This is a genomic window from Brakhagea slesvicensis (assembly GCF_052161625.1).
GTDB lineage: Bacteria > Planctomycetota > Planctomycetia > Pirellulales > Pirellulaceae > JBKCUI01.
In genome coordinates this window covers 5,714,532-5,739,132 of record NZ_CP197412.1, presented here as the reverse complement: position 1 = coordinate 5,739,132, position 24,601 = coordinate 5,714,532, and the positions used below count along the sequence as shown (strand labels likewise).

The 24,601-nt window shown below is 54.2% G+C and carries 21 protein-coding genes; 17 read left to right on the top strand and 4 right to left on the bottom strand.

The window, feature by feature from the left end:
* The first annotated feature begins 86 nt into the window (after positions 1 to 86).
* The 7 genes from SH467x_RS21700 to SH467x_RS21670 all read left to right on the top strand — a co-directional run bounded on the left by SH467x_RS21700 (position 87) and on the right by SH467x_RS21670 (position 9,804).
* The gene (locus tag SH467x_RS21700; RefSeq protein WP_482369184.1) at positions 87 to 1,214 is read left to right on the top strand and encodes an NHL repeat-containing protein; all 1,128 of its coding nucleotides are present in this window, start codon (positions 87 to 89) and stop codon (positions 1,212 to 1,214) included.
* Between the two features lie 210 nt (positions 1,215 to 1,424).
* Complete coding sequence (locus tag SH467x_RS21695) at positions 1,425 to 2,480, top strand: extracellular solute-binding protein (protein WP_482369183.1); 1,056 nt, start codon at positions 1,425 to 1,427, stop codon at positions 2,478 to 2,480.
* 145 nt (positions 2,481 to 2,625) lie between these two features.
* A complete protein-coding gene (locus tag SH467x_RS21690) occupies positions 2,626 to 4,248 on the top strand; it encodes a prenyltransferase/squalene oxidase repeat-containing protein (protein ID WP_482369182.1) in 1,623 nt (540 codons plus the stop codon).
* A gap of 42 nt (positions 4,249 to 4,290) precedes the next feature.
* Positions 4,291 to 5,961 carry a hypothetical protein gene (locus SH467x_RS21685; protein ID WP_482369181.1) on the top strand — a complete coding sequence of 557 codons (1,671 nt, stop codon included), beginning with the start codon at positions 4,291 to 4,293 and terminating at the stop codon, positions 5,959 to 5,961.
* A gap of 128 nt (positions 5,962 to 6,089) precedes the next feature.
* Positions 6,090 to 7,142, top strand: a complete 1,053-nt coding sequence (locus tag SH467x_RS21680; protein WP_482369180.1) for a prepilin peptidase — start codon at positions 6,090 to 6,092, stop codon at positions 7,140 to 7,142.
* Between the two features lie 92 nt (positions 7,143 to 7,234).
* Positions 7,235 to 8,740: a sialate O-acetylesterase gene (locus tag SH467x_RS21675; RefSeq protein ID WP_482369179.1), complete on the top strand. Its 1,506-nt coding sequence runs from the start codon at positions 7,235 to 7,237 to the stop codon at positions 8,738 to 8,740.
* A gap of 65 nt (positions 8,741 to 8,805) precedes the next feature.
* Positions 8,806 to 9,804 carry a ligase-associated DNA damage response exonuclease gene (locus SH467x_RS21670; RefSeq protein ID WP_482369178.1) on the top strand — a complete coding sequence of 333 codons (999 nt, stop codon included), beginning with the start codon at positions 8,806 to 8,808 and terminating at the stop codon, positions 9,802 to 9,804.
* Here SH467x_RS21670 and SH467x_RS21665 read toward each other — a convergent pair.
* Positions 9,801 to 11,186 (bottom strand): O-antigen ligase family protein, encoded by a 1,386-nt coding sequence (locus SH467x_RS21665; RefSeq protein WP_482369177.1) that lies wholly within the window; start codon positions 11,184 to 11,186, stop codon positions 9,801 to 9,803. The two genes, SH467x_RS21670 and SH467x_RS21665, sit on opposite strands and share 4 nt — an antisense overlap.
* Positions 11,187 to 11,431: 245 nt before the next feature.
* Between SH467x_RS21665 and SH467x_RS21660 the strand changes: the two genes are divergently transcribed.
* From SH467x_RS21660 to SH467x_RS21630, 7 genes are all read left to right on the top strand, one after another.
* On the top strand, positions 11,432 to 12,325 hold the full coding sequence (locus SH467x_RS21660; RefSeq protein WP_482369176.1) for a polysaccharide deacetylase family protein: 894 nt from the start codon (positions 11,432 to 11,434) through the stop codon (positions 12,323 to 12,325).
* A gap of 128 nt (positions 12,326 to 12,453) precedes the next feature.
* Positions 12,454 to 13,593 carry a glycosyltransferase gene (locus SH467x_RS21655; protein WP_482369175.1) on the top strand — a complete coding sequence of 380 codons (1,140 nt, stop codon included), beginning with the start codon at positions 12,454 to 12,456 and terminating at the stop codon, positions 13,591 to 13,593.
* 67 nt (positions 13,594 to 13,660) lie between these two features.
* Positions 13,661 to 15,322, top strand: a complete 1,662-nt coding sequence (locus SH467x_RS21650; RefSeq protein WP_482369174.1) for an ATP-dependent DNA ligase — start codon at positions 13,661 to 13,663, stop codon at positions 15,320 to 15,322.
* Complete coding sequence (locus tag SH467x_RS21645; protein ID WP_482369173.1) at positions 15,315 to 17,855, top strand: ligase-associated DNA damage response DEXH box helicase; 2,541 nt, start codon at positions 15,315 to 15,317, stop codon at positions 17,853 to 17,855. Before SH467x_RS21650 ends, SH467x_RS21645 begins: the two co-directional genes overlap by 8 nt.
* Entirely contained in the window at positions 17,815 to 18,543 is a 729-nt protein-coding gene (gene pdeM / locus SH467x_RS21640) for a ligase-associated DNA damage response endonuclease PdeM (RefSeq protein WP_482369172.1), read from the top strand. Before SH467x_RS21645 ends, pdeM begins: the two co-directional genes overlap by 41 nt.
* Positions 18,544 to 18,746: 203 nt before the next feature.
* Positions 18,747 to 19,184, top strand: a complete 438-nt coding sequence (locus SH467x_RS21635; RefSeq protein ID WP_482369171.1) for a hypothetical protein — start codon at positions 18,747 to 18,749, stop codon at positions 19,182 to 19,184.
* Between the two features lie 79 nt (positions 19,185 to 19,263).
* Positions 19,264 to 20,226 (top strand): AEC family transporter, encoded by a 963-nt coding sequence (locus tag SH467x_RS21630; protein ID WP_482369170.1) that lies wholly within the window; start codon positions 19,264 to 19,266, stop codon positions 20,224 to 20,226.
* A 49-nt stretch (positions 20,227 to 20,275) separates the two neighbouring features.
* On the opposite strand, the gene SH467x_RS21625 is transcribed toward SH467x_RS21630, so the two are convergent.
* Complete coding sequence (locus SH467x_RS21625; protein ID WP_482369169.1) at positions 20,276 to 21,388, bottom strand: ADP-ribosylation factor-directed GTPase activating protein isoform b; 1,113 nt, start codon at positions 21,386 to 21,388, stop codon at positions 20,276 to 20,278.
* Between the two features lie 193 nt (positions 21,389 to 21,581).
* Between SH467x_RS21625 and SH467x_RS21620 the strand changes: the two genes are divergently transcribed.
* The gene (locus SH467x_RS21620; RefSeq protein WP_482369168.1) at positions 21,582 to 21,839 is read left to right on the top strand and encodes a hypothetical protein; all 258 of its coding nucleotides are present in this window, start codon (positions 21,582 to 21,584) and stop codon (positions 21,837 to 21,839) included.
* Between the two features lie 66 nt (positions 21,840 to 21,905).
* Here the strand turns inward: SH467x_RS21620 and SH467x_RS21615 are convergent, their stop codons facing one another.
* Positions 21,906 to 23,222 (bottom strand): outer membrane protein assembly factor BamB family protein, encoded by a 1,317-nt coding sequence (locus SH467x_RS21615; protein ID WP_482369167.1) that lies wholly within the window; start codon positions 23,220 to 23,222, stop codon positions 21,906 to 21,908.
* Positions 23,223 to 23,492: 270 nt separating this feature from the next.
* On the opposite strand from SH467x_RS21615, the gene SH467x_RS21610 reads away from it, so the two are divergent.
* Together SH467x_RS21610 and SH467x_RS21605 are read left to right on the top strand one after the other, a co-directional pair.
* Complete coding sequence (locus SH467x_RS21610) at positions 23,493 to 23,693, top strand: twin-arginine translocase TatA/TatE family subunit (protein ID WP_482369166.1); 201 nt, start codon at positions 23,493 to 23,495, stop codon at positions 23,691 to 23,693.
* Positions 23,694 to 23,827: 134 nt separating this feature from the next.
* Positions 23,828 to 24,106, top strand: coding sequence for a Sec-independent protein translocase subunit TatA/TatB (locus SH467x_RS21605; RefSeq protein ID WP_482369165.1), 279 nt, complete (start codon positions 23,828 to 23,830; stop codon positions 24,104 to 24,106).
* Between the two features lie 129 nt (positions 24,107 to 24,235).
* On the opposite strand, the gene SH467x_RS21600 is transcribed toward SH467x_RS21605, so the two are convergent.
* Positions 24,236 to 24,469 carry a hypothetical protein gene (locus SH467x_RS21600; RefSeq protein WP_482369164.1) on the bottom strand — a complete coding sequence of 78 codons (234 nt, stop codon included), beginning with the start codon at positions 24,467 to 24,469 and terminating at the stop codon, positions 24,236 to 24,238.
* Between the last annotated feature and the right edge of the window lie 132 nt (positions 24,470 to 24,601).

Sequence of the window (24,601 nt, the reverse complement as noted above, 5' to 3'; positions counted from 1 at the left end):
GCTTTCACTCGGCATGTATACTAGAGGGCCTACAGGATGCATTTCCTCGAAGGCTCCAACCTCTCACCTCTCTCTGCAAATTCACCATGAACTTGAACAAACCATTGCGATCTGTTACTTGGAATCGACGAACACTGCTCCAAAGGTCTGCGGCGGCGGGCGCGGTGGGATTGGTCGGCTACCACGGCTTGACCGCGAGTGCATCGTCAAACGCTTCGACGGCATCTGGCGAAGAGATCATTGTTGGGGAGGGACCTCATAGCTATCGTTTGGTGCATCAATGTGTTCAGCTTCCAAGCCAGTACACTTGGCAAACGACCCACAACGTCGCCGTGGATGCCGAAAATAACTTGTACGTCATTCATGAAGGTCGCGACAATCAGAAAGACCATCCATCGATCTTTGTCTTCGATGACAAAGGAAAGTTTATTCGCGCCTTCGGGAGTGAATTCCAGGGTGGGGGACATGGTATTGAGGTTCGCACCGAGGGAAGTGAGCAGTTCTTGTACGTAGCCGCTTACCAGCAGGTGAAGGCGTTTGCGAAGTTGACGCTCAAGGGGGAGACGGTATGGAAAAAGTTCGCGCCGACCGAGTCCAAGATTTATCATGCCGACGAAGCGACCAATCCCACGAAAGTTTGGGGGAAGGATCGATTTCTTCCTACCAATTTTGCGTTCCTTCCTGATGGAGGTTTCTTCTTAGCGGACGGCTATGGCGCCTTTCACATCCATCGATTCGACAAGGACGGGAAGTGGCTCTCGTCGTTTGGTGGGGTAGGTGAGGGGGAAGGGAAATTCAATACGCCTCATGGACTGTGGATCGATGATCGGAATCCGCAAGCCCCCAAGATTGTGGTAACGGATCGAGCGCACCACACGCTTCAGATCTTCAGCATCGATGGCAAGTACGAGCGGACTATCACCGGATTTGGGTTGCCAGCGAACGTCGATCTTCGGGGGGATTTGCTACTGGTTCCGGAATTGAGGGCACGCGTATCGCTTTTGGACAAGGACTACAAGACCGTGGCGACCTTGGGCAGTGATGTGGAGCGAATCGGCGGAGACAAAGGAAACACAATTCGTCGCGACGAGTCGAAGTGGATCGATGGAAAATTCGTTCATCCCCACGATGCATGTTTTGATCTAGTGGGTAATATTTACGTCGCCGAGTGGGTGCAGTCCGGTCGGGTCAGCAAATTGATCAAGATGGCGTAGCGATTCGATTGCACCGAGTTAGTCCGGTCTCTTCTTTGGAGAGACCTCTCACGGTTCCGCAGAAAGTCCTCTGGGCAGTCCCTGAAGTAAGTTAGAACCCAAATTAAGTTTGTCCCCCAAGAAAGTCATAGTTCTTTGACGAAGGAAAACCAACTACCGTCACGATCATGTTCGACTCGACGATGCGAACGACTGTTCGCCGGAGTTGGCTTGGCCTTCGCTTTTGCGTTGACCTTTGCCGGATGCATTCGCAGGGCAGAGAATCAAGTGACGATTTATGCGGCGGCCGACCGTGAGTTTGCTGCTCCGATTCTCGACGGCTTTGAGAGGCAGAACGCGGGGGTTGAGGTGTTGCGGCAGTTCGATGTCGAGGCGAGCAAGACCTTAGGTCTAGTTTCCCGCATCGAAGGGGAAGCGAGTCAGCCCAAGTGCGATTGTTTTTGGAACAACGAGATCTTGCATACTTTGCGACTTCAAAAGCAGGGGTTGTTGCAGGCTCGCAAGTGGAAGATCCCAGACGCTTGGCCTAAATCGTTTCGAGCAGCGGATGGAAGCTGGGTTGGCATTGCAGCGCGCGGCCGCGTACTCCTTGTGAATAAGACCAATCTTCCCGATCGAGAGGGCTGGCCTAGTTCCGTGCTGGAGTTAGCGGATCCGAAATGGAATCGCCGATGTGGGGTCGCCTATCCAATGTATGGTACGACGGCCACGCACATGGCCGTCTTGGCGAGCCACGCATCGAAGATTCTTCCCCGCGAGGGATTGGGCGGGGCTGGAAACGGAACGGGGGGCGTTTGGAGTTGGGAGAAGTGGATTGCGGGAGTGCATGGGAATGCCGTCGTGCTGGCTGGCAACAAGCAAGTTGCGATAGCAGTGGGGCAAGGTGATTTGGATTGGTGTTTGACCGATACGGATGATGCGATCGGCGAGGTCGAGTCAGGAAAACCGGTGGAGATAGTGTTCCCGGATCAAGGCGCGGGGGAGATTGGAACGTTGTTCATTCCCAACACGATTGCGGTCATGAAAAAGGCTCCCCATCCGGTCGCGGCGGGGTTGCTCGCGGATCACTTGGTCACGGAAACCGTGGAGGGGAGATTGGTGATGGGGAATGGAGCCCATTTCCCAATTTGGCCGGACGCGAAGGAGCAATCCAGGGCTGCACCCACCGCTCCGGTGCGTTGGGCAGAGGTCGACTTTCAGCGGGCCGCCGATGCTTGGGAGTCCCTGTCGGTAGATCTTCCCAAGCTCTTTTCCTCGGCACCTTGAGCGTCGGTCCAATCTGCCTTCCGGGCCGTTTGAGTACTTTTGCGCCCCGCTAATGCTAAGATGATGGAAATGGCGGAATCGATTGGGTGCGGGTGCGAGTTGCGTTGAAAACGGCTTGGAACTGCTGGGAGATTGGAAATCGGCGATGGATGATGCTTCAAATCGACAGGTGCCAGAAAGTTTCGAACAGTCCTTTCATTCCCATGTGGCAGCAGGGGAGGTCGCGGGTGACGTTCACAAAAGTGAAATGGTTTTGGAGAAGGAGTCCGCAGCCGCCCCGAACCGATCGTGGTTTCGTGCTTTCTGGCGGTCGATGCCGAGTTGGTTGATCAGCACTGTGGTCCATGTGGGCGCGATCCTCGCATTGGCTGCATGGAACATTGAGCCCATCCAGAAAGAGATCAAGCTCATGTTGACGGCGGGCGAAGCGCTCGACGAGGGTGAGGATTTGGAGCAAGTCGAGCTCTCGGCAGCCGAGGCGTCGAGTTTGGAGGTATCCGAATCGGAGAATATCCCATCCGAGATGCCGGCCGTGGATACATCCACTATCGCTGAGTCCGACTTTTCGGAGATTGTGTTACCGAGCGGTCCGGATCTAACCATTCCGAGTTCTGCGAGTCTCGCTCCCCAAAGCGCGATGTCCGCGCAGAGCAATGCCGCGATGAAAGCCGCGATGACAGGGCGATCCAAAGAGGCGAAGCGTGAGTTGCTGAAGAAGTTTGGCGGCACGAGCGACACCGAGCGCGCCGTTTCCATGGCCTTGAAGTGGCTTGCCGAGCACCAAAACAAGCAAACCGGGGCTTGGACGTTAGCGCATGGGATGGTTTGCAACAACCAGTGCGACCATTCGGGGCGGCGCGATAAGAGCTTTAATGCAGCGACAGGGCTAGCGCTCCTTTGCTTCCTCGGCGCAGGGCAGACGCACATGGAGGGTGAGTACAAGGAGGAAGTGTTCAAAGGTTTGAGCTTCTTGATCCGGAATGTGAAGTATCAAAAAGGGATGGGGTCATGGTGGGTCGGTGAAGGGGGTAAGGGGCTTGATGACATGTATGCTCATGGCATCGCCACGACGGCGCTGTGCGAAGCCTTTGGAATGACGCGTGACCCAAAGCTATTGGAGCCGGCGCAGGCAGGTGTGAATTTTTTGGCCTTCGCCCAGAATGCTTCGACAGGAGGATGGCATTATGCACCCGGTGGGCTGGGGGATACCTCCGTGGTGGGGTGGCAGATGATGGCACTCAAAAGCGCATCGATGAGTGGATTGGCAGTGGATATCAATGTTGTGCGAAAAGCCAATCTTTTTCTCGATCAAATGGCTTGGGATAATGGAACCGCCTACCACTACGATTTCAAGAGGATGGCGAGCAAAGCAGGTTATAACGCGAGTTGCACGGCCGCGGCCGCATTGTGTCGAATGTACTCGGGCATGAAGAAGGACCATGCATCGCTGCAGGGGATGGTAGAGAAGTTCAGCAAGGCCGGGCCGAGCAAGTCGACGACTTATTACAACTACTACGCGACCCAAGTCATGAAACAGATGGGGGGAGATGTCTGGGAGAAGTGGAATGCGAAAATGCGAGATCAGCTCGTTTCGACCCAATCTCAATCAGGACATTCCGCAGGGAGTTGGTATTGGGACGACGGACATAGTACCGATTCGGCCGGACGATTCTACACGACGTGTATGGCGACGATGATTCTAGAGGTATACTACCGCTATCTTCCGATTTATGCCGAGCAAGAGGAGGAGGACGCCTTCGCCCTTTGATGTTTGTTCGGTCGCTGGTCCTCCGTTGAAGGAAATCGAACCATGGACCGTCTTGATCTCAAACGATGTTGGGTGTGGTTTTGGGTCTTGGCCTGGGTGTTGCAACAGGGCTCGGTTTATGCCGTTCCCCAGCAGGCGACTGCCACGAATTCCGGCCGGTTGCAGTCTGGTCAGTTCGAGCTCAAGGCACCTGGATTGGCCCGTCCTTCCCGAGCAACCTTGACGAGCGATGAGTTGACGATTCGTTCCCCCGATGGAGCGGCATCACGTTACAAAAGATTGTCTCGCTACGACACAGACGATGGTTCGTTCGTGAGCTATAGTTCGCGCGAGTTGCAGCAGATCATTCGATGGCCATCTAGTGGCAGCGGGGGGATGCAGATTGGAACATTGCAGCAGGGACGCATTCAATTTGTTCCCAGCCGAATGACAGTTCATCGTCTCGGAGACGTCGACGCAGAATCCACGGGGCCCGAAGTTCTTCCCAATCTGCTCGAGCAACCGCCTTCGGTACCACGGCAGTTACCAACTCCTAGTCAATTGCCCAGTTCGACGCAGCGAAGCGAATCGGGGACTGTTGTTGGAGCATTGCCGGCGATGTCCGCCATGAACTTTGGCATCGGCCCCAGCACTAGGCGTTATTTGTCCATGGAGGGGATCGATCGGTTTCAGTTGCTCAACGCGGCAGATGGACCGAGCGCCGCTTGGTTCATTCAGCCCGTTCGCGACGATTTAATAAGGATCCAGCAGCGGGTCGATTCCAGGTGGATGGCGATTGGAGTGGGAGGGCCACAACCCCGTGATGAGATCCGAGCAAGGCGTGGAACGAGAGGTTTTCCGACCGGTCCTAGCTTTGGAGGGGGAGTCTTTCCGCCGGGGGGCGCGTTTGGTGGCGGGGCGATAGGGAGTGGGGGCTTTCCGGCTTTGCTATCCCCGGTGCATGGTGGAATCGACCAACTGTGGCGTGTACAAAGCTACATGGGGGGAGGGTATTATTTCGAAAGCGTCATGTATCCGGGGATGTGCCTTACGTTTCCGACATCAGGTGGCCTTTGGGTTCGGCCTTGGACATACGATCCGTGGCAAATTTGGTATCCCATGGCTCCTATTGTCCCCTTGCCTGTACCTCAATTCCGGACAACGCAGCAGCAGTTTGTTCCTAATCCGCCGTTACCTCCGGTCGATATCCAGTTGGCAAATCGTCATAGCGACGAGTTATTGGTTCTGTTCGCCGACAGGAGGATTCCCGACAACCCCGTGAAAATCCGTGTTCCTGCAGGCGGGAGAAAGATGGTGCGGATCGAACGGGATGCGGGGGGGACGATCGTGGAAAACGTTTCCATCACCGATGCTTTTGGAAACTGGGTGGACGAGCAGTACACCACCCCTGTTCCCCCAGCTGTGTTGTATGATTTGAGCGTCTACGAAATATTCCTACAGTCCATCGCCATCGATCGCACGGGTACCAGTCCCAACGTGGTAGAGGATATCAATTATCAACCTCGGAGCATTGGCTTTTTTCTCTTGCCTCCGGGGGATGAATTGGTGGAGGGGACGGAGTTGGACGTCTTTCGAGCGGCGCAGGAGCAAGAGAATCCCGGGGCCGTCCGTCGTCTGTCCGAACGGGACTTGAAAGAGGGCGGGAATTCCAATACGAAGGATCCTTTGAAAGAGATCCTCAATCAAGTTCAGAAGCAACGAGCTGCGTTTTGACCGACCTTCCTAATTCTTGGAACGCTTTGAATGGAACCAATGCCTTTGCTCAATCGGTGGCGCTCGAGGGTGATGTAGGACCACCTAGGATTCGTCGCAGGAGAAGACGCGTACCTCGGATCAACTGGATGCTCGTGGCACCACTTTTGCTATGGGTGCTCGGATGGTATCTGTACACCTATCCCGGGGTGGCTTGGGAGGAGAGTATTCGGAAATGGTGGAATCCCAAGCCAAAGTCGTGGTCGTACACGTGGAGTTCCCCTCAGCGCGAGTTGATTCGAACGATTCAATACTTGGCGACGTTTTGGTTCTTTTACCTTGGCGCTAGCATCGGCAGTTTCTTGAACGTCGTCGCGGGACGATGGCCGGTTGGGAAAGGGATCGTCTTTGGGGGATCGAAGTGTCCCTTTTGCGCCAACCGGCTGCGATTTATCCATAACACTCCTGTCATTGGATGGTTGTGGTGCAAGGGGCGTTGTGCTTTTTGTCATTTGCCGATCGCGACTCGGTACTTGTGGATGGAAGTGATCATCGGTTCCATCTTTATGGTCCTGATGTTTCGAGAGCTTATCACCGGCGGAGCGAATCTACCCAACTGGCGAGTCGAGTCCTTTGTCGGATTCGAGAACACCATATTCTCCCCGAAATGGCTTTTGATTACTGCCTATTTACAACACGCCATGTTATTTGCGACCTTGGTCATGCTCGTTTCGTCGAGTATGGGTGGGCTCCGGTTTCCTTGGTTGGGATGGTTTGGATTTGTGGTGATCGTTTGCAGTCCCAAACTCTTTTATCTGCCGTTGGAATTCGTCCGATGGTCCGATGGACTGTCCATTGCTCGTCCATTCCCCATCTCGTTTTTGTCTACGGGCTCCACGCTGTTGGCGGGGCTTGTGATAGGAGGAGCGGTGGCGAGTCTCACTAGCGTCATGCTTCCAAAGTGGGTCGCCAGCGATGGCCGAACCCATTGGCGTCAAGCGGGATGGATGGTGGGGGGCGTATTGGGTTGGCAAGCGGCGATCGTCATCTTTGTGGTGGGATGGATCGCGTTTGTCCCCGTTTCCATTGGATTTCGGCGAAATCCACGGGCCGCGACGCTCGCACTCTTGGCAACTTTAATTGTCGTGGCGTTTGGCCACCACATGTTTTGGCGTGAAATCGTTAGTATGATAGGGCTCTAATGGGGAGTGATTATCCCCATCCAGCCTTTACCCTCCAGCTGCAGCTAGCAGCCTTGGTAGGATTCCCTCCCAATCTCCTCAAGGAAATCGTAATGAGAATTCGGTTTTTGCTAACCGCCGCGTTGGCTTCCCTTTCGTCGATGGCATCTTCGGTTCAGGCCGAGATCAAGCTACCTAATATCTTCTCCGATCATATGGTGCTTCAGCAGGGGCAGGAGAACAAGATTTGGGGTAAGGGAGAGCCAGGTGAAACCGTCACGATCACCCTCGGTGACAAAAAGGTAACTTGCAAGGCCGATAGCAAGGGGGATTGGAGTGCCATGCTCCCCGCGATGGGGCTTGGTGAACCACTCGTCTTGAAGGTAGCTGGTTCCAGCACGATCGAAGCTAAAGATGTTCTCATCGGTGAAGTTTGGATCTGCTCAGGTCAGTCCAACATGCAGTGGTCCGTCAACGCATCCAACGATCCCGATTTGGAGAAGCTTTCTGCTAAATATCCGAAGATCCGAATGATCAACTTCCCACAAAAGGGAACCCAGGAAGCGATTTGGAGTCATGACGATCGCAAGTGGATGGTCACCACTCCTGAGAGCGTCGGCAGCTTTTCCGCCGTCGGTTACTTTTTTGCTCGGCAGCTTCATCAAACGACCGATGTGCCAATCGGGATGATCAACAATGCTTGGGGCGGATCCGCCTGCGAAGCTTGGGTCAATCGTAGCGTTTTGAGTGCCGAGTTCCCCAAATTGGTGGACCGCTGGAAGGGAATGGAGGACGAGTTCGCGAAGTTGAACAGCAAAGCAGATCGCAACGATCAAGAAAACAAACGCTTGGGGGATCTCGGACGCCAGATGAGTGGAAATGCTCGTCCCGGTAATATTTACAACGGCGTGCTCAAATCCCACCTTGGATATGGCATCAAGGGCGCAATCTGGTATCAAGGTGAATCCAATGCAGGTCGTGCTTACCAATACCGCGAGCTGTTCCCACGCATGATCAAAAATTGGCGTGACGAATGGGGCCAAGGGGACTTCCCGTTCTACTGGGTGCAACTGGCTGATTTCCAAGCCGAAGCGAAGGAGCCGGGCGATAGCGACTGGGCGGAACTTCGCGAGGCACAGACGATGGCCATGGACAAAGTTCCCAACTCCGGGCAGGCCGTTATCATCGATATCGGTGAAGGGAAAGATATCCACCCGACCAACAAGGAAGACGTTGGCAAGCGATTGGCGCGTTGGGCGTTGGCCAAGCAATATGGGATCCAGATCGACTACCAAAGCCCCCGATACGACTCCATGGCAGTCGAAGGAGACAAGGCGATTGTGTCCTTTAAGCATGTGGGATCCGGTTGGCGGCCATTTGATGTGAACGAGGTCATCGGATTTACGGTCGCGGGCGAAGATAAGAAGTTCTACAACGCAACCGCGAAGATCTTGAAGGATGGGCGCATCGAAGTGTCTGCACCGGAAGTTAAAACGCCGGTTTCCGTTCGTTACGCTTGGGCAACTAACCCAGTGTGCAATCTATTCAGCAAGAACGGGCTTCCAGTGACACCGTTCCGAACGGACGATTGGCCTGGCGTTACAATGGGTCGTGACTAATCGTCTGTCCGGGTTCCATCGGGCAGCAAGTGTTGACGGATGGGTGATCCGAATTGCAGAATCTTTTGAAATGGACACCGTCCGGTCTCTTTTGCGAGCCGGGCGGTTTTTTTATCGATCCTTGGCGACCGGTCGAGCGTGCTGTGATCACGCATGCGCACAGCGATCACGCTCGTGCGGGATCCAGTCGCTATCTATGCGTTGCGGATGGTGAGCGGCTTCTTCGAGAGCGGCTCGGTTCATCCATCTCCCTCGATACTTTGGACTATGGCGAAGCGATTACGGTAGGGGATGTCCGATTGTCGCTTCATCCGGCGGGACATGTTCTCGGTTCGGCACAGGTTCGTATCGAAAGCAAAGGATACACCGCGGTCGTAAGTGGTGATTACAAGCGGCAACCGGATCCTACCTGCGAATCCTTTACGCCGCTTCGGTGCAATCTGTTTGTAACGGAATCTACCTTTGGATTGCCCGTGTTTCGCTGGTCTTCCGCGGACGTTGTTGCCGGCGAAATTGTGGAGTGGAAGCGAAAGAACCAAGAGGAGGGTCGCGCGAGTGTTCTGTTCGCATACTCACTCGGCAAAGCCCAGCGATTGATGGCCATGATGGGGGATCGATGCGGTCCCATTTATTTGCATGGCGCCATGGAGGGAACAACGGCCGCTTACCGAGCTTCCGGGCGATCCCTGCCCGCGACAATGCCCGTGCGTGAAGCTCCATTGGGGACATGTTGGAGTGAGGGAATCGTGTTGGCGCCTCCCAGCGCGCAGGGGAGTCCTTGGATGCGTCGATTTGGAGATTACTCCTCGGGGGTCGCATCAGGTTGGATGGCGATACGCGGGACGCGCCGGAGGCGGGCCGTCGACCGAGGGTTCGTGCTTTCCGATCACGTGGACTGGGAGGGATTGCTTCACACCATTCGCGAAACCGAGGCTGAATCCGTATGGGTTACGCATGGCTTTAGCAATATCGTCGTGCGCTATTTGGTGGAGCAAGGGGTCGAGGCTCGGACGCTCGAAACGCAGTATGTGGGGGAGTCACCCGAAGCCAAGGAAGACGCTTAAGTCATGGGCGCGGCATTGCGAAATCGTTGCGTCTGTTCGACAAGTTCGTCGCGATAGACTTGGACCATCCCTAGGGAAAGGGCCAGGATCGTGTACTCGATACTGGAGAAAGAGACCTCATGAAATGCCATTTGAATTGCATGGACGGCGATGGTACAGAAACCGAGGATGGCAGCGCTTCGACCAAAAGGATTGGACAGCGGGTGGGTAAGCAATGTCCATCCATTTCGGATTTGACTCCAAGCGACGAAGCTGAACAGAACGGCTCCAATCAGCCCTAGATCGACGAGCAAGCTGAGATAGGAATTGTGGTGGACATAGCCTCGTATGGACTCGAGTCGAATCGAAGTGGTGCGATCGTCGAGGTAGGGACGATTGAGAACTTGGAACTGATTGAATCCAAACCCAGCCAGGGGGCGATCTTTGAACATTTGGACGGAGACATAGGCAAATGCGCCGCGCATCCTCGTGCTTTCGAGCGTTTCGGCTTCGCTGTACTCCCGTTTAAATGCAACGAGGCTCGGTCCAAGAATGAGTCCTCCCATCGCACCGGACAAGACCAAGGAGCCAAGGGCAATCGCGCGTGTTTTGCCAGTGAGCAAAGTGGACATCAAGATAATCACGACCGCGATCGTACCCATCCAAATGCTCCGCGTGTAAGTCAGCAGAATTCCGAGGAGAAACAGAGGGGACAGTGAGAGAGTGGTCAACCAGGCCCATTTTTGGTGTGGATACAACCTCAACACGAATGCCCAGAGGATTGCAAGACAAAAGCAAAGGCACATCCCCAACCGAACCGACTGCAGCATGGGGCCTCGAGCCCTGCCAAAGTGAATCCCGAGCGTCGGATCTGCGATAAAAGCCGGCCAGACCAAACTCCATTGCTTGGTAATTTCAAGAATCGCAGTGATGCTCAGATAGACGCCAAAGATCAGCATCAGAGCGATCGCGGGCCAAGCGTCGGAGGGCTTTAGTCGCGAATGACGCATCAGAAAGTAGAGGAATACCGGTGCCAGGTATCCATTGATGAGATGCATCACCGTCGAAGGTTGTCCCGGCATCTCTTTGCCAATGGGTGTCATCAGCGTTCGAAGAATGAGCCAGGACAAGAACAGAAAGAGGACCGCATCGCTTCCCGTCATGTTGCGCCAGTGGGACTTGCCATGATAAAGATCCCATGCGAATTGGCTTGCTACGACGAGAATCCATGCCCGGTCGATCGTAAGCGAAAGGCCTCCAACATCCAGCTTCAGGTACTCGGGCGGAAAGAGCGTTGTCGCAATCAGGAAGAGAGCGCTGCCAGCGAAGACGTTATGGACGCGCAGGAAGAAGACGCTCCAGGCCAGAATAGACAATCCTAACAGTGTGGCGGCAAATTCCACCGAATGACCTCGTTATTCGTTTCTCGCGAATGCATCCCCTCTTTGACAGATCGACCGAAATCCTCGTTAAAAACTTGAGAATCCCGTCGTAGAGAGAGGAATCCAGCCCGAGGTCGACAAAGCCGGAACAACCGCTGCGACCGCTACGGTTTGGCCGTCTTCTCTGACCATTTGTCTTCTCGCAGTTGGCACAAACTGAATTTCGTCGAATTTTTGAAAGTCCCTCACCGACGGAGTTCTAAATCATGCCATCTATTTCACGAGAAATCGCGTTGTCGCTTTACCGCTGGTCGACGATGCGAACTCGATTGCATCTGGCCAAGCAATTTGAGGCATCCGGAACATATCCCGCTGCGGTTCTCTTCTACCACCGCGTCGCCGATACGCATCCCAACGCATGGTCGATTTCGAACGCGAACTTTATCCAGCACTTGAACTGGGTGCAGCAGCACGCTCGTTTTGCTTCGTTGAGCGATATTCGAAAATCGCAATCGAATGGCCATCGCCGGATCGCGATGGTCTCGCTGACGTTTGACGATGGCTATTCCGATAACTGCCAGCGCGCCATCCCCGAGATCTTGGATCGAAAAATACCTTGTACCTACTTCGTGTCGACGCACTTTGTGGAGTCCGGAGAGCCGTTCCCGCACGATCGCGCAGCGGGGGTACCTCTCCGACCGAATACCATTGAAGAGATCCGGCGCATGGCATCGCAGGGGATCACCATCGGCGGACATACCCATACCCATTTGGACTTGGGAAAGACACTTTCGTCCGAACAGTTACGGCGCGAGATTTCGGATTCCAGAAAGAAGTTGCAGGATTGGAGCCAGCAACCGGTTTCCTATTTCGCGTTCCCATATGGCCTTAAAGAAAACATCTCCCAGCAATCGATCGATGCGGTGTTGGAAGCGGGATTCGAATGCTTTCTTACCGCAGCGGGTGGCCTCAATTGGCCTGGGGAGGATACCATCCATTTGCAGCGCATTCACGGCGATCCGGGGATGGCTGCTTTGACCAACTGGCTCACCCTCGATCCACGCAAACTCAACTTGAAATCACCGGTGGTGATCGACCCTTCTGCGTTTCAACATCCGTCTGATTCGTCCAGTGAGTCAGGCCAGTCCTCGCAAGGTTAAGTCTAGGTACGGTTAAGTCCAAGCCCTTTTCTTCTTTTCTCCTTTGACATCCAAACCCATCCAGTATGAACGCAGTTGCATCTCCACGCTTTCGATCGGTCTCGACACACTCCTCCCAGGCAACTGCATTGCCTACGACGAAGCGAGCGCTGCGAACAACATTCGTCATCACGAGCATGCCAGTGGGAGGTGCTGAAACGCTGCTGGTGAATTTGGTACGTGGATTCGATGATTCGCTAATCGAGCCAAGCGTCGTCTGCTTGAAGGAGAGGGGGCCGCTTGGGCAGGAGATCAGCAGTGATTTCCCCGTCTACGATCGGTTGTTGAAACACAAATACGACGTTGGTGTTTTGAATCGGTTGACGAAGCACTTTCGGCGCGAGAAGACGGATGCTGTTATCACGGTTGGAGCAGGAGACAAAATGTTTTGGGGCCGACTCGCGGCGAGGCGTGCAGGCGTGCCCGTTATTTGCTCTGCACTCCACTCAACGGGATGGCCTGATGGGATCGGTAGGCTCAATCGCATGCTCACAAGCATTACCGATGGGTTTATCGGTGTTGCGAAGTCACACGGCGAGTTCTTGGTCGAGCAAGAGCGATTTCCCAAGTCCAAAGTCTTTGTGATTCCTAATGGGGTCGATACACGGCGCTTTGCTCCTTCGACCAACTCCTATCAAGAGGTTCGATCGGAGCTTGGAATTCCGAGCGATGCCCAATTGATTGGAATTGTGGCTGCCTTGCGCCCCGAAAAGAATCACACGCTCTTCCTTCAGCTAGCGAAGCGGCTACAGGAACGAAATCCAAGGGCCCATTTCGTCATTATCGGAGATGGACCAGAGCGAGCTGCCCTGCGTGTTCAACGGGCGACCATGGGATTGCAGCATTGCGTTCATTTTTTGGGCTCCCGCAGCGACACCCCACAGCTTTTGGCGGCGATGGATCTTTTTGTATTGACCAGTCATAACGAGGCGAGTCCGGTCTCCATTTTGGAAGCGCTCGCGTGTGAAGTCCCCGTGGTCGCTTCTCGAGTGGGATCGATTCCTGACACGGTGCTCGATGGATGGAATGGTTACACCGCGACCCCCGGTTCTGCCGCAGATTTCGAAACGAGAATTCAATCGATCTTGGATCGAGCCGACGATGCTCGGGAGCTTGGTAGAAACGGTCGCCAATTTGTAGAAAGTCATGCTTCGCTGCAAAACATGGTCGATTGCTACACCGACTTGATCAGTCGGATCTACGACGCGAAGCAAGCGCGATCTTCCTAGGCAACGCAGGACAGTTCTGACACTTTTGCCTCATTCCCCGCCACTTCACAGGTGGCGATAATGGGGCATGCGAGCCTTTTGCCAACTCTATCGTCAAATCGACGAAACAACGAAAACGAATGCGAAACTTGGCGCGCTCGTTCGATACTTTCGGGAGGTTGCACCCAGCGATGGTGCTTGGGCGGTCTATTTCCTTTGTGGGAATAAACCAAAGAGGAGCTTTAGCGGTGCCGCGATTCGGGCATGGGTCCAAAAGCGGACGGATCTTCCCGATTGGTTGATCGAAGAGAGTTACCAATACGTCGGGGATCTAGCTGAGACGGTCCATTTGCTGACCGGATCGGACGCTTTGTCCTCGGGTTGCTCACTATCGAAATGGGTGGAGTCCTGCTTGTTGCCGCTTTCGAAAGCGAAAGAGGAAGAAGCCCTTTCGAGGCTCGATTCGGTCTGGGATGCTCTTCCCGCCACCGATCGATTTGTTGCGTTGAAGATGATCACGGGGGGCTTCCGTGTGGGAGTGAGTCGCGGTTTGGTTACCCGTGCGCTCTCCGTAGCGTTTGAGATCCCTCCGGAGCATGTCGCCCACCGCCTCATGGGGAATTGGGAGCCGAGCGAGGAGTATTTTCGGCGCTTAGCCTCACCTGCTTCGAGCTCTTCCTTTGAAGGGCAGCCGTTTCCATTTTCTCTCGCGAATGCGTTGGATTCCGACCCAGCGGTATTAGGGGTGCCTTCGGAGTATCTGGTTGAGTGGAAATGGGATGGAATTCGCGCTCAAGCCATTCGACGGGGAGGGGAGTTTTATCTTTGGAGTCGGGGCGAGGAGCGAATCGAAGAGCAGTTTCCGGATGTGGCCCAATCCTTAGCTGGTCTTCCCGATGGGACGGTTCTCGATGGGGAGTTGTTGGCTTGGCAGGACGGCCGACCGATGCCATTTCATGCGATGCAGCGTCGACTGGGGCGTCGGAAAGTGGGACGAAAGTTATTGGCAGAGGTTCCTGTTCGATTTGTCGCGTTCGACCTATTGGAAAAAGAGGGTCGGGATGTTCGAGATCAGCCGTTGGAGTGGCGTCGTGAGGAGCTCGAAAGACTTTTGAAAGCGGTTCAAAATCCGCATGGCTTGCAGACGACCACGTTTCCTTCATGCACGGTTCCTTCATGGCAGATATCACCGATCGTTCCAGGAGATTCTTGGGATGCCATCGCACAAGCCCGGCAGGAGGCGAGAAAGATCGAAGCGGAGGGGCTCGTTTTGAAGCGAAAGAGCAGTCCCTATTCGGGAGGACGTACCAAGGGTGTTTGGTGGAAGTGGAAAGTGGCGCCTTGGACATTTGATGCCGTCCTTCTCTATGCGCAGCGAGGGCATGGAAGGAGAGCAAGTCTCTATACCGATTTTACGTTTGCTGTTTGGGACGGTGATCATCTGGTTCCTTGCGCGAAAGCGTACTCCGGACTCACCGATGATGAGCTTCGCACGGTGGATCGATTCGTCCGTGAGAACACTCAAGAGAAGTTTGGCCCGGTGCGAAGTGTTGCACCGAAGTTGGTTATGGAGCTGGCATGCGAAGGGATTCAGCCTTCGTCTCGACATAAAAGTGGTGTCGCGGTCCGCTTTCCTCGCATCCTGCGGTTGAGAATGGACAAGACTCCTGACATGGCGGATACGTTGGATTCGCTCAAGCAAAGAATTGTCGATCGAGAAGGTGCTACCGAGGACAACGAGAATGCTTAAAGCAATCCGTCCCACTCGTGCGGTCGAATGGTTTGCGAGCAAAGGCTGGTCGCCTTTCCCATTTCAGCGAGAGTGTTGGGCCGCCTACATGCGCGGCGAGCACACTTTGCTCCATTCGTCGACAGGGACGGGCAAGACCCTTGCTGCATGGTTTGGTCCCGTTTTGCAGTACTTATCCGAATCAGGGAGCAAGGAGGCAAGTGCGCCGCGTACGCGTCCCTCGAGTCCACCGTTGACGGTACTTTGGATCACGCCACTGCGAGCCCTCTCGGCGGATACCGAGGAGACATTGCGCGGAACGATTGACGACCTTGGGATCCCATGGACGTTGGAACGAAGAACTGGCGATTCCAGTGCTCGTACCAAGGCGGCGATTCGCAAACGGCTCCCAACAGCCTTGATCACTACGTCTGAAAGTCTGACGTTGCTCCTGTCGTATGCCGATTTGCAGGAGCAGTTCCAGTCGCTTCGATGCATCGTCGTCGACGAATGGCACGAACTGTTGGGATCCAAACGTGGAACCCAGACGGAACTGGCGTTAGGAAGGTTATCGTCCCTTGCTCCACAAGCGGTTCGATGCGCCTTGAGCGCGACGATTGGCAACCTAGATGACGCGTTAAGTGTCCTCGTCGGGTGCCAATCCAATCGGCCTTCGAGGTTGGTGCATGGAAAGTCGAAGAAGAAGATTTCTATCCGTTCGATCCTACCGCAAAGTGTTGAGCGGTTCCCCTGGGCGGGACATTTAGGGATGACGATGGCACCGCGAGTCGTCGCAGCGATCGAACCGGCCAAAAGCACATTGGTATTCACCAACACTCGCAACCAAACCGAGCAATGGTATCAAGAGCTGTTGAGGCTGCGCCCTGATTGGGCCGGATGCTTGGCTCTTCATCATGGTTCGCTCGATGGGAGCGTCCGGAAATGGGTGGAGGAGGCTCTGCGCGAGGGAAAGCTCAAGGCGGTTGTTTGCACCAGCAGCTTGGATTTGGGAGTCGATTTCAGCGAAGTCGATCAAGTCATCCAGATCGGTAGTCCCAAAGGGGCCGCCAGATTGCTACAGCGCGCGGGGCGAAGTGGCCATCAGCCCGATGCCGTTAGCAATCTTCGGTTCGTCCCCACCAATACTTTTGAATTGATCGAACTCGCCGCCGCCAAGCGGATCGCGGCCAGTGTTGCCAAAGGTGGCAATGGTCTTGAACACCGAACTGCCCTTTCGGCGCCCTTGGATTGTTTGGTGCAACATTTAGTTACGAGAGCGATGGGGGAACCATTCGATCGTGAAACGGTGAAACGAGAGCTTGCGTGTGTCACGGGTTATCAATCCTTGTCCGATGAAGATTTGGAATGGGCGTGCAAGTTCGTCGTGAGCGGAGGAGATTCCTTGCAGGCTTACGAAGAATTTCGAAGGGTGCAAGAGACGAATGGAATGTTTTCGGTCGTGGATCCTCGGGTCGCGCGGTTGCATCGCATGGCGATAGGTACCATTGCCAGTGAGATCGCCATGTTGGTTCAGTATGCGACGGGACAAACTTTGGGAACGGTCGAAGAGGGGTTCATCGCCAAGCTAAAACCAGGCGATCGATTTCAATTCGCAGGTAAGACGTTGGAGCTGATCCAAGTCCGGGAGGGGACAGCGGTGGTGAAGCGATCGAAGTTGCTCCCCACGACGACGCCGAGGTGGGGTGGAGGAAGAATGCCCCTTTCGACGCAAATGGCATCGGAGGTTCGAGATTTGCTAGATGAAGCGGCTTCAGGTCGCTACGCCGAGGAGGAAATGAAGGCGATACGTCCCGTTCTCGAGTTGCAGGAGCGATGGAGTGTCGTTCCCAAAAAGACGGAACTTTTGGTCGAGAGTTTGGAGTGGAAAAATAGTTGGTCGCTGACTCTTTATCCATTCGAGGGAAGGATGGTTCATGAAGGATTGGCGTCGCTGGTTGCCTATCGAATTTCTCGTCGAGTCGAAGTGACGATGAGCATGACGGTCAATGATTATGGATTGATGATTCAAAGTAACCAGCCGCTCGGTGAGGATGCGGCTTTCTGGAAGGAACTGCTAACCCAACAGCAACTGGAGGAGGATTTGCTCGCGAGTCTCAACGCTACGGAATTGTGCAAAAGGCAGTTCCGCGAGATCGCGCGCATTGCGGGCCTCATTCATCCAGGCTATCCGGGGCAAGTCAAACGGGGCAAGCATCTGCAAGCATCCAGCAATATGTTCTTTGACGCTTTCGTTCAATACGATCCTTCCAGTCGATTGCTCCAGCAAGCCCGCGACGAGGTAATGCGGTCGCAGCTCGAGATCGAACGCATACGAAAGACCCTGTCCCGTTTGGAGTTGGCGGATTGGCGCTGGCAACTTTTGCAGCGTCCGACACCCCTTTCTTTCCCATTGATCGTCGAACAACTCCGTCAGAGAATGAGCAGCGAGTCGCTCGAATCTCGAGTCCGAAAGCTACAGCAACAATTGGAAACGGAATTAACGAAGGAAGAATGTGGACGGAACGAATCGGGAAGATCGGGTCAGAAGAAATAAGCCGTGCACGCTGACGCTTGCCAATCAAGAGCTTGAATTGCGACCGACCGGAACGGTCTTTTGGGCAGCTAGGAAAACGTTGTTGATTTCCGATTTGCATCTGGGAAAGGATGTTGCGTTTCAACGCTCTGCCATTCCCTTGCCAGCAGGTGCGACGACGCGGACTCTGTCGAAGTGGTCCGAGGAATTGCAGTCGGGGGAGATTACGCGATGTATTATCCTCGGCGATCTTCTCCATTCGCGAATCGCGCATTCCGAAACGCTGGAGCGTGCGTTGGACGCGTTCCGCGAACGGCACCAAAAGATGGATTTCTTTTGGGTATTAGGGAATCACGACACCTCCTCGCGCAAATGGATGGACCGCTGGAATTGGGCTTGGGTGGGAGAGGTTTATAGGGATGGAGGCATATGTTTTGTCCATGACCCGCTCGAGGAAGAGTCGACCGAGGAAGAGTCAACCGTGGAGGCAAGGGTGGGTGGACATTGGCATCCATTGGTCCAGATGCGTGATAACGGAGAGAGGCTCAAGTGTTTTTATCAGGTTGGAAAACGGCTGATTCTGCCTTCGTTTGGCGAGCTGACGTTTGGAAAAGGAATGGTTCGTAGGCCAGGGGATCGAATCTGGGGGATAACGGGATCGGAAGTGGTAGAGCTCCCGCAAGCAGCGACCTCCAGGACCGGCTGGTAGTTTGGGTAGTTTGTGGCGCATTTTCTGATAAAGTAGATTTTTCCTTGAAGGCGAGGGGGAAGGCTGCCGATATCCGAGGTGTGACATCAATTCCTTTGAATGAGACCTTGGCTATGGCATGCAATCCAAACTGCACGGGCAAATCCTCTTTGTTGAGCTCGTTGATTCTTTCAATGCTTTGCTTAACTTCGAGCGGTTGCTCCATGTTGGTGGGGCGATCAAAAGGTCCGCTCGACAACCTGGATACCCAGAGTTTGAAGGCTGCCGGATATGGCATCGGGCCTCACGGCGCCGAGCGTCCCGTCCTCACCGATAACGGGGAAACTTGCGTTGTCCTGGACATTACCGATGGAAAGCGGCATTTGGAAAAACTCCCCTTGCAGAATGGCCAATCGCTCTTTGTTGGAGATGTGATTCGCGACGCGGATCTGTTCAAGAAGATCGGCCGCATGAAGGTCACCGTGCTTCGGCCAAACGGCGGAAATCGTCCACCTGTTCGGATGGATGTGGATTTCGATGATTCGGGCAAACATGTTATGGAAGGTCAGAACTATTCGTTGCGACCGGGCGATCACATTATGATCCGCCGCGACGAAAAACCATTTTTCGGGGGGATGCTGAAATCGATGGCGAGCCGCTAACGCCGTTTGCCGTCGACGCTGAGGATTCGCCTGATCCGTCGTGACAGCTTGAACCGTCGTGACATAGGAAGGCAATTCTTTGAACAGCCAATATCTATCGATTGCAACCACCGTATCGGGTGTCTTTCTCGTTATGGCGATGGGGGCGCTCGCCCGATACTTGAAGTGGTTTACGAGCGAGGTCGATCGATCCCTTGCGGGGTTCCTCTCGAACGTTTTGTTGCCGGCGTTCTTCTTCCATCGGATCATGACGGATACGAAGCTATCCGCCGATCTCTCCGCTTGGACTCCCACTCTATTTGGCGCGGGACTCACGATCTTTGGATTTCTCTTTGCGTATTCCACTGCAATCTCGATCGGCCGCTGGTTTGGATTGGAGACCAACAGTCGGGCGCGAACGTTTGGGCTATGCAGCGGGATAGCCAACTATGGCTATATTCCTTTTCCCCTGGCAGAAGCCTTTTATCCTGGTTGTGTCGTCACATTGCTGGTCCACAACGTGGGAGTGGATGTTGCCCTTTGGAGCGTTGGCTTGTTCATCATTAGCGGCCAGGGACTCAAGAAGTCCTGGAAGCGAATTGTCTTCAGTCCACCGCTCCTCTCCGTAGCAATCGCTTTGGTGATAAGGCAATTGGGCTGGAACATCTGGGTTCCCCGACCGATTCTCAGCATGACCGATCAATTGGGGCGATGTTCAATCCCTATTGGGTTGGTTTTAAGCGGTGCAATCGTTTACGACTGCTTGACGCAGGTCGATTTAAAGAACGCATGGAAGCCTCTCATCCTGGCCATCGCAGTTCGCTTGATCGCTTTGCCCGTGCTCTTCCTTTTGATCGCCAAGTACTGGGTTACCGATATCGAATTGAAGGAAGTGTTGCTGTTGCAAGCATCGATGCCGGCAGCCACCTTTCCGATTGTGATGACGCGACTTTTCAATCAGGACATTGAAGTGGCCTGCACGGTCGTCGTCGGAACATCGCTGATCGGATTGCTGACTATTCCCTTTTGGATGGTTACTGCGGCATCGTATCTTGGGTTCTAAGTCCCGTTGTTCGCATTATCCTCGACACACCCGTGAATCATTTTATGGATTAGTTGGATACCGACTCAGGGAATCGACGTTCCGCATAGAGTCTGAGACCTGCGAGCGCATGGTAACCTCCTCCGCATTCCAGGTCCGTTGGTTCCGCGTTATGAAGCATCTCGCACAATCGGAGAACCGATTTCTCTAGCCAGGGCGCTCGCAGTTCTTCAGCTGGCAATGCGTAAGCGAGGAATTCCAGCGTATGTCCTGTTGCACCGATGCACGTGCTCAAGTCGGCGCTGTTTCCAGCTCGTTCGGTGTAGCGAGTCGAAAAGGAACCGTCGCTATTTTGAAACGCTTTGGCTTTGGCAATGGAGCTTTCGACAACTTGCTTAGCCCTGAGCCATGCTCCTTCGAAACGCCCGCCGAGTTTTTCACGATAGCGCACACAGTGCGCCAGGCCCATAAGTCGGTGCATTCCTCCGCAGGCGCTGCGTGTGAGATCCTGCTCCGCTTCACGCTCGACGAAGGGCTCCAGAGTCCACTGCCGCCCGTCGGTTCCGTCCCATTGGGTTTCAGTGGGGAAGTAATTGGTGAGAGCGATGAGAGTCCAGGAGTATTCCTGGTAGGGGTTCTGACAAATGTCTCGTTGGGCCTGCCGAGCCCAATCTTCCATCGTATGTTCGTTTTCACCGATTTTGATTTTCGTACTCAGCGGAATGCTCACCTGCGATAGGTAGCCAAGGAACTGATCCACGTGTCCTTGACCGGTAAAGCTCCCCTCTTCGACCGAGACTCGTATCCCCTTTCGACCTGTGCTGGGAAGGAGATCCCCCTCGCGGAGATCCCAGCCAGCCAGTTCTCCGCCTTGGAAGAGGTACGGGAGGGCTTTCTCGGTCTTGCCATTCGCTTCCATCAGAAGGTCCTCGCCATACGCCACTGCCCCGTGGATGACTTGCCAGGCCGCGTTTCGATCAACGCCGAGACCGCGCAAACGAAGATTTCGATCCAAAGTCATCTGGATAATCTCGCGCAGTTCCTCCGCGGAAACATTGCCGGGATCGCTCTGCGACGATACCTCGGAAATCTTTTCCGGCGATGGCAAACAACCCAATTGCAAGGGGGCCGCCAACCCCAACAAAACGACCAGGACCGGCTTCAAATAAAAACGGCAAGACATACGACGAAAATGGAATACGAGCAGGAAGTAGAAAAAACGCGTTCTTCCGATAAGCCGCGATTTTAGTCCAAGGACCAGGAATCCCTACCACGTTGCCTCGGGAATTACTATCTTTTCAAGTTGGGATGCTGAAAAGCCGAGATCGAGATCTTGGGTTCGGCAACCAACGCGAAAAACAAGGGATCACTGCATCATGGCTATGGAAAACTACACACGCTATCAACAAGGTGTCATCAAATCCTACTACCAAAACCGAGACAATGTTTCCTTTCAGCGAGTCCAGGAACTGCTGACCGACCTTTATCTCGCCGAAGGGAAGAAGAAAGAAAAGGTTTGGGAAAGCATGTTCAACCATCTTGAAAAGCTGGGTGTTCCTCCAGACCAGATGGAGCATTTGAAAAAACAGCGAAAGCCAGAGCTAATCGCACAGCTGATTCAAAAAAAGGTCTAGCAACTGTGGAAGGATGTCATCATTCCGTTCCTTGCAGGGCTTGCAGAGCTATCGGATGCGGTCGTGTTAGTTACCCAGCCGCATCAAGTATTCTTGGCGTTTGTCCCCTTCGAACATGGCAACCCGCAAGTAGACTTGGCCATTGCAGATCGCCGGGCTCGCAAACGATTCGTCGCCGATCTTATTTTTTGACACTTGGATGAATCGTTCGGGATTGGCTTCGAACACAAACAAATCGCCCCGTTCATTGGCCCAATACATGCGTTCACCGACGAGAACGCCCGAGGCGCTCACCGGCCCAGCGAGCCTCTGTTTCCATTTCTCTTCGCCGGTCTTTCCATCCCAGCAGAAAAGAACTCCGTTGTCGGTCAAACAATAGAGGTGGCCTGCGTGGGCTACCATCGATTGCTCATAAGCCTTTTGATTGTTCTTCCAGAGAGGCTTGCCCGTTTCCACTTCGATGGCAATGGTTTCGGCACGTGGGTAACCGCCACTCGCAAAGACAATACCGTCGTCCCAGACCATGGTTCCGCAGGTCGCCATGGTGGTTCCCTTCGTCTCCCAACGGAGCTTCCCGTTGGCTGGATCGTAAGCACTGACTTTGTCGATACCGCTGATCAGCAAGTAGTCTTGATCGGCATGCGACATGACCACCGGAGTAGAAAACGACGTGGACTGCGGACGATCGGTTCGCCAACGTTCCTCTCCCGAGGTTCGATCCAACGCAACAATGGCCGAAGGACCGTCGTATTCGTAGGTGAACAAGACGGAGTCGTTGTAGAGGACAGGGGAGGGTGCATATCCGTACTCGTATTGTTTGGGTTGGAATGCACCGATCTTCTTCTCCCAAACAACATTCCCGTCCATATCCATCGCGATTCCCCACACAGCTTCGTGATGAAAAAGTGCGGCGAACAGATGGTTCCCGTCGCAAGCGAGCGTTGGGCTGGCCTCGGTATTCTTAGGGTGATTCTTGGCAGGGAATCCGCCTTGGTTCAACTCTCGTTTCCACAGTTCCTTTCCCGTGTCACGGTCAAAAGCGAGAGCGAAGTGCACCTGTTTTGAATTGTCCGCGCTGAGCAAGAAAACCTTTTTGCCGACGACGATCGGCGACGAATGGCCGCGGCCCGGGACGGGGGTTTTCCAAACCAAGTTCTTCGATTCATCCAGTGCATCCGGGGCGGACGCTCCGTTGGAATGACCATCTCGGCTCGGGCCTCGCCACCAAGGCCAGTCGTTGATCGGGTCGAACGAGAGCCCTTTCGTTCCGGCAACGGGACGCGAAGGGCTCTGCCCCAATGCCGAAGAGAGGGAGCAACCGATCAAGAGTCCGACAGATACCAGTGCAAAAATGGGGTGCCACATGCGGGAGCTTGTTCTCATACTGAACCGTACCAAGAAAGGATGCAAAGGGTGCAAAGGTGGAGATTCTAATGCAGATAGCGATCGTTCCCAACAATTTTTGGGGCGGCACCTCATGGTGTTGTGGCCGTTGCGCACTCGGAATCGCATCGTATGGTGTCTAAGGTGCTTTTAATCCCCTTTAGTTAGACAGAAGGTGTAGCGGGCGTTTGACAGCAGACTGGGTTCACCTAAAATGAAGGTGTCGAATCAAATCTTCTTGATTCCCACCCCCACCATTGGAAACGGCATATGTTCCCCTTCGCATTTCTACCCACCGTCGGAACTCAGGAACTTTTGATCATTTTGGTCGTCGCGATGCTCCTGTTCGGTAGCGCGAAGCTTCCTACCTTGATGCGAAACTTGGGACGCAGCGCGACCGAGTTTAAGAAGGGGATGCGGGACGACGATTCGGAGCCGACATCCGATACCGCTTCGAAGCCATCTGCTTAAGCGATCGAGTGTGTTCCGATCGCTCGACGAGTCGGTTGGGGCTGCTGCAGATCGGTTGATGGTTCAGGTTTGAGCGGACGGTTGTTCTTGAACTTCATGGAACATACGTCGTTCCATTTCCAGAGGGGTGTTGGATGAATTCAATTCCATTCGCGATCATCGGTGGCATTGGCAGCTCCGAGATGGTGATGCTGGGAATCGTCGCGTTGATGTTGTTCGGGTCGAAGCTTCCGGAGGTGGCCCGCAATCTAGGGGGGACTTACCGAAACCTTCGCCGCAGTGTGGACGACTTCAAGAAAGAATTCGAAGCGGCCGATCCGGTTGAGCCTCGATATGTCCCGGCTGCCATGAAAGAGGACGAAGAGAGTCTTCAAACAGACGCTCCGAAGTTTACACCGCCACCCTCGGCGTAGTTTTGTTCATTCGGGTGGAGGGAGCGAATCGCAAGGAAAACCTGCAGGCGAGAAACCTTTTTGGTTGTTTCTCCTATGTTTGCAATCGGCCGGCCATTTGCAATCGGCCGCCTGGTGTGCCGCAGACTCTTACGCTTGGTGGGCCTCGACCGCTTCGGCTTCGCTGAGTAGGCTTTCCAGTCGATCGAGTTCTTCGTTGATCTCCTTCGAGAGTCCCGAGAGAGAGCGAGGAGCCTCTGGAGTGTTGCGACGGAGTGAAATCGCGTCGACGTCATCGGTATTTCTTTTGAGCCGCGTGATCAACATGCGGTCGAGTTGATTCAGATACGATTCTTCTTGCGTTCGCTCTAACCAAGTCGCCATGGTAGGACCCCTTGTGACATGAACCATATTGTGGACGGGATTGGGCGAACGGGATTCGACATTCGCTCCAAACAAGAACGTAGAACATGGCAGCGAGGGAGCTTGAGAAATTTTCTTACTCTTAAACCAAAT